The sequence below is a fragment of the Enterobacter sp. WCHEn045836 genome, assembly GCF_003965585.1.
GTDB lineage: Bacteria > Pseudomonadota > Gammaproteobacteria > Enterobacterales > Enterobacteriaceae > Enterobacter > Enterobacter dissolvens.
Map to the genome: position 1 here is coordinate 153,803 of NZ_RXPT01000005.1, position 12,150 is coordinate 165,952.

A 12,150-nucleotide genomic window follows, 5' to 3' on the forward strand; every position below is an offset into this window, starting at 1 on the left:
TTGGCTGGATTTTCATATTAGCTTTTGTTGGCGATTTGTAAACTAATATCTGTAAATTGTCTTAGCTTGATAACAAAATAAATTCACGACCAATACAGGATGGATTATGGTGAAATTACCCGTAATAACAGCATTTGGTGGCTATGGTCCGGCTGGTCGTAGTTCTTCACATCATGCATTTCGCCGAATGGTTATTGAGTCATTATCCGAAGAGGAACGGCAGCAGACGTTATTATCGCTCGCTATCCTGATGGGCATTCTTAAATATGATGAAGGCGGATATTGTGACATTTCCGGTAAAAGATTCACGCCCGATCAGGCTGCCGCGACGATAAAGAACGAGGCGCTTGAAGGATCCCTTATCAGAAAAATCACGGACGATTATTTTGATGTTGATGGCATCGTTAGTCATGCAAAATTGAATATGGCTTCGGACGAAAACGGTTTTAGTTTTAATATCTCTTCCAGACAATTACCTCAACCCTTACCGCAGGGATGGCATGCTGAGGAATTAACGGATCAGCGCGTGCGCATTACCGTCCGGGGTGATATGGACTGTAGAATTGAGACGCTGTTGCGAACGGAAGTTCAGGCCGCAGGTTTGCTGCCGCAAGGATTCCGGCCGGGTGACTATTACAATTCACAGTTTCACCCGCGGGCGTTGCAAATGGCCGTTGTCGGGGCGTCAGATGCGATCAACGCTCTGGGGATCCCGTGGCGGGAGATACAGGCGAAAATTTCGCCGGATCAGCTGGGTATCTACTCGGGCAATATTATGGGACAGCTCGACGAGTATGGCTTTGGCGGAATGTTGCAGTCGCGTCTCAAGGGCCATCGCGTCAGCGCCAGGCAGTGTCCGCTGGGCCTGAACAGCATGTGCGCCGATTTTCTCAATGCCTATGTGCTGGGTAGCGTGGGCCACACCAGCGCCACGCTGGGAGCATGCGCCACGTTTCTTTATAACCTGAACGCGGCCGTCGAAGACATAAAAGCAGGGCGCATTCGCGTGGCCGTGGTAGGCAGCGCAGAAGCACCGGTTACGTCAGAGGTGATTGAAGGTTTTGATGCCATGGGTGCGCTGGCGACAGAGAGCAAACTCAGGCATATCGATCAGACGGAGACGGCCGACTGGCGCAACAGCAGCCGTCCGTTTGGCAACAGCTGTGGGTTTGTGATCGCCGAGTCCAGCCAGTATATCGTGTTGATGGACGACGAACTGGCGATGCAGTTCGGCGCAGAGATCCACGGTTCTGTGGGAAACGTCTTTATCAATGCTGATGGCTATAAGCGTTCGATTGCTTCGCCGGGGCCGGGGAATTACATCACTATGGCGAAAGCTGTCGCCTCTGCAGTGTCGATGGTTGGACTGGAGACGGTGCAAAAGGGATCGTTTATCCAGGCTCATGGTTCAAGCACGCCGAAAAATTGTGTCTCGGAAGCGGATATTTTTGACCGTGTTGCGCAAGCCTTTTCGATTCACGACTGGCCGGTGACGGCAGTGAAATCTTACCTGGGGCACTCCCTGGGGCCTGCCAGCGGGGACCAGTTGATAAGCTGTCTCGGTGTCTTCCGCTATGGCATTTTACCGGGCATTAAAAGCGTGCCGCACATCGCGCCGCAGGTGAATAACGCGCGTTTACACATCCCTGTTCAGGACTGCAAATTAGAGGATGAACAGGGGCAAATTGCGTTTATTAATTCAAAAGGCTTCGGCGGTAATAATGCCACGGGGGTGGTTTACTCGCCGAAGCTTACCCAACAATGGTTGCGCAAACGCTATGGCGAACCGGCCTTTGCAGATTATCAGCAGCGTAACCGCCAGGTGCAACGACAAGCCCGTGCTTACGATGAAGCTGCCTCTCACGGCGAATTAAACGTTATTTATCTGTTTGGACAGCAGGGGATAAATGAAGACGATATCAATATTGATATGAATGGCATCACTATTCCCGGCTTTGAAAAGCCTATTTCGTTTGCGAGGGAAAAAGAATATAGCGATTTTTAAACGTCATATTCGGACTAACAAGTAATAAACCAGGGTGCCTGACGTTCTTCAGGTGCCTTATATTTGTGCACAAAAATCAGGAGAAAAAGAGTGGCTAATCTCAGTGCAATACTGATTGCCTTTGGCTGGAGTGGTATTGTTGTCGGTATATTAATGGGTGGATTAATGGGAATGTATGCCTTTAAGGGACCTTTCCGCGCTCCTAAAGGCCATGAAAATTATACTGATTTAAATCGCCGGATGTTAAGGTTGGCACATATCGCGTTTATTATGTTGCCCTTAATATCCATGCTCTATGGAATGTGTATTGATAGCCTCGCGGTTCCTTATCTCTATAAATATTACGCGGTTATTTGCATGATGATACTTTCGGTGGGTATTCCGGTACTGTTGATTGCATCATGTTTTTATCTACCGTTTAAGTATGTGCAAGTTATCCCGTTTAGTTGTGGAATGTATGCGTTAGTTGTAATGGCAATTGGCAGAGTCTCTGCCCTGTAAATTTTCACTCATCTGAGATATTAAAATGACATCATTACTGAATACCCGCCAGTTGGGCCGGGACGCTATTGTCTCGACGGTTGATCAGCGCGTTTACCGCGAGAATCGTGCATTTGCCAACCGGCTTATCGACAGGGTTGAATCTCATCCGCTGATGCGCAACCCCATTCTCTCAAAAATGACCAGCGGCGAATTTGATATTCAACAGATGCGTGTATTTCATCTGGAGTTTTATCACGCGTTTGCACAGGTCTTCACCGATGCTGTGATTGAAGCCTTGAGCGCGACGAAACAACTGGAAGCACCGCTGGGTGCACAAGCGAAAATGGCAGCGCGTTTTCTGCTGCAAATCAACCTGCTGGATGAGCTCGGCTTCCATCCGGGTGAAGACAACGAAGGTAATTACAACGGCCAGCCTGCGCTGGCGCACTACGTACAGTTCTTTAATACCATCCAGCAACTGGGGATGACTGAGCAGGAGGTGAAAGCCTGGCTGCCGATGTCCAGCTCACTGGCCTGCCGCGCGACGTTTGAGAACGCATATGGCGATTATACCCGGTTGGTTGGGCTGCTGGCCGTGGCAGAGACGGTATTCCATGACTTCGCCACGCCGTGGGCAAAAGGCGTGGATAAAGCGACGGATATTGACGTCACACAGGGCTATCACAGCATTCATGTGGAAAGCGAGACGGGAGAGTCCATTGAAGATGGTCACTCTGAGGATGCATGGATCCTGTTCTGTCAGGCAATTACGGAAGACCGCTATCGCGAAATGGAACAGCACGTCGATCTGTGGCTGAAAGTCTGGAACGACTTCTGCAACGACCTGCTGGCAGGCCGCGCCGGAAAATAATCTTCTCACCTTCATTATCTTTAAAAATATAGAGCGAATTATGATGCCGTCTCTTCAGTTGTTTAACAGGGGATATCATTCCTTCAACCAGCTATTGCCCGAACTTGCTGTTCAACAGACTTCGCAGACGGCATTTGAATTCGTACGCAGCGCCAGAGATATTCACAGTCAAAATTATCAGCAATTACATCAGCGTGCCGCATCGCTTGCCGATGCATTAATGCAGTACGGGCAGCGTGGTGACCGGGTAATATTGCTTTACCCTGATGGTGAAGATTTTATTGGCGCTTTTTTTGGCTGCCTTTATGCCGGAATGGTAGCCGTCCCCGTCCCGATGCCCGCCAAATCGTCGGGAAGTGCGTGGGAGCGTTTCGTTGGCGTATTGCGCAATGCGCAAACGGAATTTATTGTTACGACCGCCAAAGGGGCTGAGACGTTAATCCAACTGGCGTTGCCGCTTTCCCCACTTATTTTTACCTTCGATCTGACTGATAACATCGCACTGCCTTCCGGTTATCGCCTGCATTATCTGGAGCGTCATTTCTCCGGGGCATTTCACCCGGTTTCGGTCACTGAAAACGATCTCGCCTTTTTACAGTACACCTCAGGGTCGACGGGCGCGCCAAAAGGGGTGATGGTGACACATGGCAACCTGTGGTCGAACTCGCTCGCCATCCACCACTTTTTCGGTCATCACAGCGAAAGCCGGGGCATGATTTGGCTGCCGCATTTTCATGATATGGGGCTGATCGGCGGATTATTGCAGCCCGTGTTTGGGGCGTTCCCCTGCCGGGTGATGTCACCCATGATGTTAATGAAGAACCCTTTTAACTGGCTTAAGCAAATTTCTGATTACCAGGCGACAACCTCCGGCGGGCCAAATTTCGCCTACGATTTGTGCGTACGTAAGATCAGCAGAGATCAGGTTGAGGCGTTAGATCTCTCGCGCTGGGATGTCGCGTTTTGTGGTGCAGAGCCCATTCGTCCCGCCACGCTGCAACAGTTCAGCGAGCACTTTGCACCTGCCGGATTCCGTTCTGGATCGTTCCTGCCGTGCTATGGCATGGCAGAAACCACGCTCATTGTCACCGGTATGGAAAAAGGGCGGGGACTGCGCGTGGCTGACGATGCCGGGGTGGTTTGTTGTGGGCACGCCCTGTCCGACACCAGTGTTTGCATCGTGGATCCTGAGCTCCACCAGCCGCTGGCTGAAGGGGAAAGTGGCGAGATCTGGTTACGTGGACCGGGTGTGGCCGCTGGGTACTGGAATAATAATACCGCCACGCGTGAAGCATTCCAGGCGCGTCTGGCTGATAATCCGCATCCGTGGTTGCGCAGCGGCGATATGGGGTTTCTCCAGGGCAGCCATCTGTTTGTCACCGGGCGGCTTAAAGAGTTGCTGATAGTGAATGGTCAGAATCACTATCCCACGGATATAGAAGAGACGATACGCCAGTCCGACCCTGTTCTGGCGGAAGCGACGGTCTGTGTCTTCGCCAGCGAAGCCGAACGCCCGGTTGCGCTACTTGAGGTGATGACACGCACTAAAAATAGTCTTGATATGCCGACGTTGGCACCGCGCATTCATGCCGCTGTGGCGGAGCGTCACGGCATCACGCTGGATGAGTTACTCCTCGTCGGACGCAGGGCGATACCCCGTACTACCAGCGGAAAGTTACAGCGTACCCGCGCAAAAGCGATGTACCAGCAGGAGATGCTCGAAGTGGAGTGGCGCAGCCGCCAGGCATCTATGACACCCGCCACGGCAGAAAGCACGCAGGGGTTGGCGGCGCTGATCGCCGGGATAATCAGCACTGCGACGAATGCCACAATCAGCGAATCTCAATGGGATGAGGCGTTTATCGGCTTTGGCATGAGCTCGCTTCAGGCGGTCGGCGTGATTGGCGAACTGGAGCAGCATTTGGGGCGCGAGCTCTCTCCGGCGTTGATCTATGACTATCCCACCATCAATCAGCTGGCCACTGCGTTGGGACAATCCGCAACAGCACAGCCTGTCCAGACGGCTGGCGCAGACAGCGCCATTGCGGTGATCGGTATCGGCGTCGAACTGCCCGGACATAGCGGCGTGGAGGCACTGTGGACGCTGCTGCAGCAAGGTCACAGCACCACCGGTGAAATCCCGGCACACCGCTGGCCGGACTCCATGCTTGAGGGATTCAACCGCAAAGGCAGCTTCTTTGAACATGTCGACGAGTTCGACGCTGGCTATTTTGGTATTTCGCCACGTGAAGCGGTGTATATCGATCCGCAGCATCGCCTGCTGTTAGAAACGGTACAACAGGCGCTCACCGATGCCGGGCTTAAAGCCTCCTCCCTGCGCGGCAGCGATACAGCGGTTTATGTCGGGATCAGCGCCAGCGATTACGCTCTGGCCTGCGGCGATAACGTCTCGGCGTACAGTGGTTTAGGGAACGCGCACAGTATCGCGGCCAACCGAATTTCCTATCTTTATGATTTAAAAGGTCCAAGTGTTGCGCTCGACACGGCCTGTTCGTCGTCGTTAGTGGCGATAGAGGGGGCAATGCAAAGTCTGCGGACTGGACGTTGTTCACTGGCGATTGCCGGGGGCGTCAATCTGGCGCTGACGCCGCATCTGCAAAAAGTCTTTACCGAAGCCCAGATGCTGGCCCCCGACGGTCGCTGTAAAACCTTTGACGCCCGTGCTGATGGCTATGTTCGTGGTGAAGGGTGTGGCGTCGTAGTGCTCAAACCGTTGACGCAGGCGCTGGCGGATGGCGATCGCGTATATGCCACGCTGGTGGCGAGCGCCGTGAATCAGGATGGCCGCAGTAACGGTATTACCGCACCGAATGGCCCGTCGCAGCAGGCTGTCATCCGGCGGGCGATGGCAGAGGCCGGGGTCGATAGCGACAGCATCGACTATATCGAAGCCCACGGTACGGGGACGGCACTCGGCGATCTGATCGAGTATCAGGCGCTGGAAACGGTATTCACCGATCGCAAGACTTCGGTTCCGGTGCAGGTGGGGTCAATTAAAACCAACATTGGCCATCTGGAGGCGGCGGCGGGTGTGCTGGGCGTGGTGAAAACCTCGTTGATGTTGTATTACCAGCAATATGTGCCGCACCTCAATTTTGCACAGAAAAACCCACATATCGCTGCAATTAGCCGCCATGTCGACGTTTGCGGGGGGCAAACCATCCCTTGGCACTCCGCTTCCGGTGTGCGCTACGCGGGCGTCAGCAGCTTCGGTTTTGGTGGCACAAACGGGCATGTGATATTGCGCAGCGCGCCGGCGGTTAAAAAATGCCAACAGCCCGCGACTCCACATACCGTGCTGCTGATCAGTTCGCATGATGAAAAGGGATTTTACCTTCAACGGGAGGCCATTCAGGCCGGATTATCCGCCCGTCAGGAGAGCGAGACTGCCACCTGGTGTCGTCTGGTGAACACCCGCTACGATGCCGCGCGGTATCGCGGCGTGGCGTTTGGCACGGATCGCACACAGCTGACGGAGAGCCTTGCACAGCTTGCTGCCAACGAGGCAGGTAAAGCTCAACCTCAGGTCTGGCTCTTTCCGGGGCAGGGCACCCAGCAAATCGGTATGGGGGCGGAGCTGTATCACCACCTGCCAGGCTATCGCGAGCGTTTTGATGCGCTGGCGGCGACCATTCAGCAGCGTTATCGGATTGATATCACCCAGGCGTTGTTCGCCCGTGACGAGGGCTGGCAGCGCTGCGCCAGGACCTGCCAGCTCTCACTCTTTGCCTGCAGTTACGTGCTGGCACAGAGCGTAATGCACTTTGGTCTGCGCCCGGCTGCGGTCATGGGTCACAGTCTGGGAGAGTATTGCGCAGCGGTCATCGCCGGTCATCTCTCGCTGGATGACGGGCTGGCCATGGTTCATCAGCGTGCGTGTCTGATGTCGGCCCTGACGCAGGAAGGGGCGATGGCGGTGGTGTTCAGCGGAGAAGCCGATGTGCGCCAGGCGATTGCACCCTGGGCGGGCGATATTGATATTGCCGCCTTCAACACGCCGACGCTCACAACCATTGCAGGAAGTACGGCCGCGATTGATGCCTGTCTTCATGCCCTCTCAACCCAGGGCGGCCATGCGCGAAAAATTAAAACCACCAGCGCATTTCACTCTTCCATGATGGATCCGATCCTCGGAGCCTGGCGCGAGTGGCTGGTCAATAACGTCACCTTCTCCAGTGGAAATATTCCGTTTTACAGCAACCTGAACGGGAAGATGTGTGAACGAACTGATGCCGATTACTGGTGCCAGCAAATTCGCCAGCCCGTGCATTTCCTGCAGAGTGTGCAAAACCTGCTGGCGCAAGGTGAGTTCACCTTTATCGATCTGAGTGCGGACAGTTCGCTGGGCAAATTTGTGAGTGCAACCGACCGTCGTCACCGGGTGCTGGCCGCAGGCGACCGACGACATGAGTACAAATCACTGCTGACGCTGCTGGGTACGTTGTGGCAGCAAGGGCACGACATCGACTGGAACAGGCTCTATTGCGCGACCACGCGGGAGACATTACCCCTGCCTGCTATCCAGTTCTGCCGCAAACGTTACTGGCTGGCGGGTAAGACGCCAGCGCAGACCCCATCTGCAAAAGAGGACGCTATGTCACATCAACACCATTTAGCCGCTGAAATAAAAGCGATTATCGCTGGTTTTCTTGAGGCGGATCCCGCCACGCTTGACGATTCACTGCCCTTCCTGGAAATGGGGGCAGATTCGCTGGTTTTGCTGGATGCCATCAATACCATTAAAGACCGCTACGGGGTTGCGATCCCGGTTCGTGCGCTGTTTGAAGAGCTCAATACGCTGGAGGCGGTGATCGCCTTTGTGGTGGAGCATGCACAGACAGAGACGGCTGCGGTGCCGGTCAGTGTCACGCACACCGCCAGCCCTCCGCCGCAGCCCAGCGGGGCGATGCCAGTGCAGGCCAGCAAGCCGGAGGCGGAGCATGTTCAGGCGCTGATCGCCCGCCAGCTGGAGCTTATGTCGCATCAGCTCCAGCTGCTGAACGGTACGCCGCACCCTGTCCCGCAGACTGCAGCCACAACAATGTCGGTTGTCACGCCACCTGCGCCAGTTGTGGCTCCGACCGCACCGGCAAAAGCCAGTGCGCACAGCAGCTGGTTTAAAAAAGAGACCAAAAAAGTTTCTCTGGGCAGCGAGCGCGATCGTCATCTGACGCAGCTCACCCAACAGTTCGTCGACAAAACGGGCGGTTCGAAACGTAATGCCCAGCAATACCGTGCCGTACTGGCGGATAACCGGGCCTCTGCCGGCTTTCGTTTATCCACCAAAGAGATGCTTTATCCCTTAGTGGGAGAGCGCTCTGAAGGTTCTCGCATCTGGGACGTCGATGGCAACGAATATATCGATTTTACGATGGGGTTTGGCGCCAACCTGCTGGGGCATGCTCCGGCGTGCGTGCAGCAGGCCGTTGCCGACCAGCTGGCGCAGGGGATGCAGATTGGCCCTCAAAGTGCATTGGCAGGCGAGGTGGCAACCCTTATCAGCGAGCTAACGGGACAGCCGCGCGTGGCGTTTTGTAACTCCGGATCTGAAGCGGTAATGAGCGCGGTGCGCCTGGCGCGCGCCGTGACGGGAAAAAATAAGGTCGCACTGTTTGGCGGCTCGTACCACGGTGTATTTGACGGCATTCTCGGACGTCAGCAGGGCGGCAAAACTCCTGAGCGCGCTACACCGATCGCCGCAGGTACGCCGCAATCGCTGGTGGATGACCTGTTGGTACTTGAGTACGGCAGCGAAGAGAGCCTGGCACTGATCGCCCGCTACGCGGCTGAACTGGCGGTGGTCATTGTCGAACCGGTGCAGAGCCGTTATCCCGATCATCAGCCACGGGAGTATCTGCATACCCTGCGTGAACTCACGGCGACCCATAATATTGCGCTGATGTTTGACGAAGTGATCACCGGTTTTCGTCTCGCGACGGGCGGGGCGCAAGCCTATTACGGTGTTCAGGCGGATATCGCCTCTTACGGGAAGATCGTTGGCGGTGGGCTGCCGATTGGTGTCATTGCAGGATCCCGACGCTTTATGGACAGTATCGACGGCGGGTTCTGGCAGTATGGCGATGACTCCTGGCCACAGGCGGAACTGATCTTCTTTGCCGGGACCTTCTCCAAGCATCCGCTGACCATGGCGGCAAGCAAAGCGGTGCTGGAGTACATCAAAGCGCACCCGGCGTTGTATGACGACATCAACCAAAAAACCGCACGTCTTACCCGGTCGCTCAATACCTGGTTCGCCGTGACCGGTACGCCGATTGAGATCGTGTCAGCCGGGAGTCTGTTCCGTTTTAAATTTAACGGCAACTACGACATCCTGTTCCACCATCTGATGCTGCGCGGCATCTTTATCTGGGAAGGACGTAACTGTTTTGTCTCGGTGGCGCATTCTGACGAGGATATCGACCGGTTTATCACGGCAGTAAAAGAGAGCGTAAACGCCATGCGCGTGGATGGCTTCTTTGGTCTGGAGGGGATACGTCCTGACACGCCGTATGCCGCGACCGACAGCCAGCTGCGTTTCCTGCAACTGGCGGCGCAGGATGAAAGCGGACTGTTGGCGGGGAATATTGGCGGTGTTATTGAGACCGCGCGCGACGTAGACAGCAATATTATGCGCGAAGCCTGGCACCTGCTGAGTGCGCGACATGAGGCATTGCGTATGCAGTTTACTGATGCCGGTGAACTGCGGGTGTCGTCGGAGACTGAGGTTGATTTCCGTGAGGAAAACGCGGTGCCTGCGACTTGTCTCGCAGATTTTGCCGCACAGCCTTTTAACCTCGCCACCGCACCGCTGGCTCGCCTTTTGCTCATCCGTCATGAGGGTAAGACTACGCTTGCTATTGCGGCACATCACACGGTGGCCGATGGCTGGTCGTTTATGGTGATGCTGCGCGAGTTGCTGCATCTTTACGATGCGCTGGCGGCGGGCAAACGTCCTGAGTTGACGGCGGCGGTAAGCTATCTGCAGGTGATCCGCGCGCAGAAGAGGGTAGATGAGGCGGCACTCACACAGCGTCTGGCAGCCTTCCCTGCGAGACGGTTAACGCCTGACGCGCTTACTGTGCTGGAGCCTTCTCTGACGTATCAGGGACAGCGTCTGATGCAGCGTCTGACCTATCCGGGTCTTGCCGGACAACTGCGCAAAGCCTCCGCTGAACTGCGGGTGACCCGTTTCGCCATGCTCAATGCGCTCTTTATCCTCACCCTTGAGAAAACGCTCGGCCATGGCCGGGTACCTGTCGCTGTGCCGGATGCGGGGCGCGATTTCGAACAGAGTGACGCGATTGTCGGACAGTGTGTCAGGCTGCTGCCGCTGTGCATTGACAGCGCGGCCTGTGCGTCGTTGCACGAGATGGCCGGGGCGATACATAACATGATTGTTGCGCAGCGCGACGAAGTTGCACTGCCGTCTCGCTGTTTCCAGGGACCGACTGCGGCACTGCCGTTACTGGCAACCTTCAATGTCGAGCCGCATGCTCCGCTGGCAGAAATGCGACAGTGGCAGGCCAGTTTGTCCCTGTTACCGGTGAGCGCCGTAGAGTTCCCGTTAATGATCAATATTCTGGAGATGAAAGAAGGGTTGTCGGTCGAGCTGGACTACCAGTTGCGCTATTTCACCCGGGAGCATGCAAATGCGCTGCTTGAGCAGTTCCTGAGGGCGATAACCGTACTGGCAGAACACGGACCTGACGCTGCCGGAGCTTTATTCTCTTCGTCAGAGGTGCTGGCAGCTTCATGAAAAAACTGATGATTCTCATCCTGGTGGGCGCCATTCTGGCGTTCATCATAAATCTGCTCATTGATGCCGGACTGTTTTATCAGGTGCAGGAGAGTGGCGGGAAGCTGTGTCAAAAAATAAACGGTATTGAGGGGGCGGAAGATATCGCCCCCTTACAGGAAGGGGATGCGATAGCCAGCAGTCTCAACCGTCACGGTACCGCGCCCGGCGCGCTCTATTATCTCAACGGCGGTGATACGCCACGGCGGTTACCGGGCGATTATCCGCAGGCCTTTTTCCCGCATGGGATTGATGTCTGGCAACAGGAGGGTGAGACGTGGGTCTATGTGGTGAACCACCGCCCTCAGCAGGACAGCATTGATGTGTTTCGCTTTAACCGCGCGCAGATGCGCCTGGAATACCAGCCTTTTCTGTCTCAGCGCGTCGGGAAAAATATCAATGATATCAGCGTGATTGATAAAACCCGCTGGCTACTAACGCGCGATCACCGCTGGTCAGGGTTTGCCGGCAGGATGGAAGACTATTTGCGTCTGCCGCTGTCCAGTGTGCTTCTGATCGATAACGGGAAATTGCATACCCTGATTGATGGCCTGCACTTTGCCAATGGCCTCTACTACAACCGCCAGCAGGGACGACTGTACGTGGCGGAAACCACCCATGGTGAAGTGAGCAGCTGGGAATGGCGGCCTCACGATTATGTTCCCGTCCTGCTGGGACGTTTTAGCGGGCTGCATGGGGTCGACAACATCATGCCTGATGGTGAGGGATTGCTGGTGGCGGCTCATCCGCAGCTTCTGAAGTTGGCTGCTTATCAAAAGGATGCGCAGGCGCGTTCGCCGTCGATGGTGTGGCGGCTGACAACCGGCACCGAAGGTGCGGTGAAGCAGGCCACTGTCCTCTATCAGAGCCACGGCGAGGCACTGGCCGCGATAAGCGTCGCTGCGCCAGTGGGGAGAAAGGTGATGATGGGTAGCGTTTTCGATGACGGCGTACTGCTGTGCGGAGGGCAATAAG

Annotated in this window: 5 protein-coding genes; all 5 read left to right on the top strand. The window is 55.3% G+C overall.

From position 1 onward, the window contains the following. Nucleotides 1–106: 106 nt before the first annotated feature. Complete coding sequence (locus EKN38_RS08540; protein ID WP_043951557.1) at nt 107–2,005, top strand: beta-ketoacyl synthase; 1,899 nt, start codon at nt 107–109, stop codon at nt 2,003–2,005. A gap of 90 nt (nt 2,006–2,095) precedes the next feature. Then, entirely contained in the window at nt 2,096–2,506 is a 411-nt protein-coding gene (locus tag EKN38_RS08545) for a membrane protein (RefSeq protein ID WP_014830407.1), read from the top strand. A 25-nt stretch (nt 2,507–2,531) separates the two neighbouring features. Continuing rightward, a complete protein-coding gene (locus EKN38_RS08550) occupies nt 2,532–3,359 on the top strand; it encodes an iron-containing redox enzyme family protein (protein ID WP_014830408.1) in 828 nt (275 codons plus the stop codon). 40 nt (nt 3,360–3,399) lie between these two features. After that, nucleotides 3,400–11,136 (top strand): type I polyketide synthase, encoded by a 7,737-nt coding sequence (locus EKN38_RS08555; RefSeq protein ID WP_238540751.1) that lies wholly within the window; start codon nt 3,400–3,402, stop codon nt 11,134–11,136. Further along, complete coding sequence (locus tag EKN38_RS08560) at nt 11,133–12,149, top strand: arylesterase (protein WP_014830410.1); 1,017 nt, start codon at nt 11,133–11,135, stop codon at nt 12,147–12,149. Before EKN38_RS08555 ends, EKN38_RS08560 begins: the two co-directional genes overlap by 4 nt. Nucleotide 12,150: the final 1 nt, after the last annotated feature.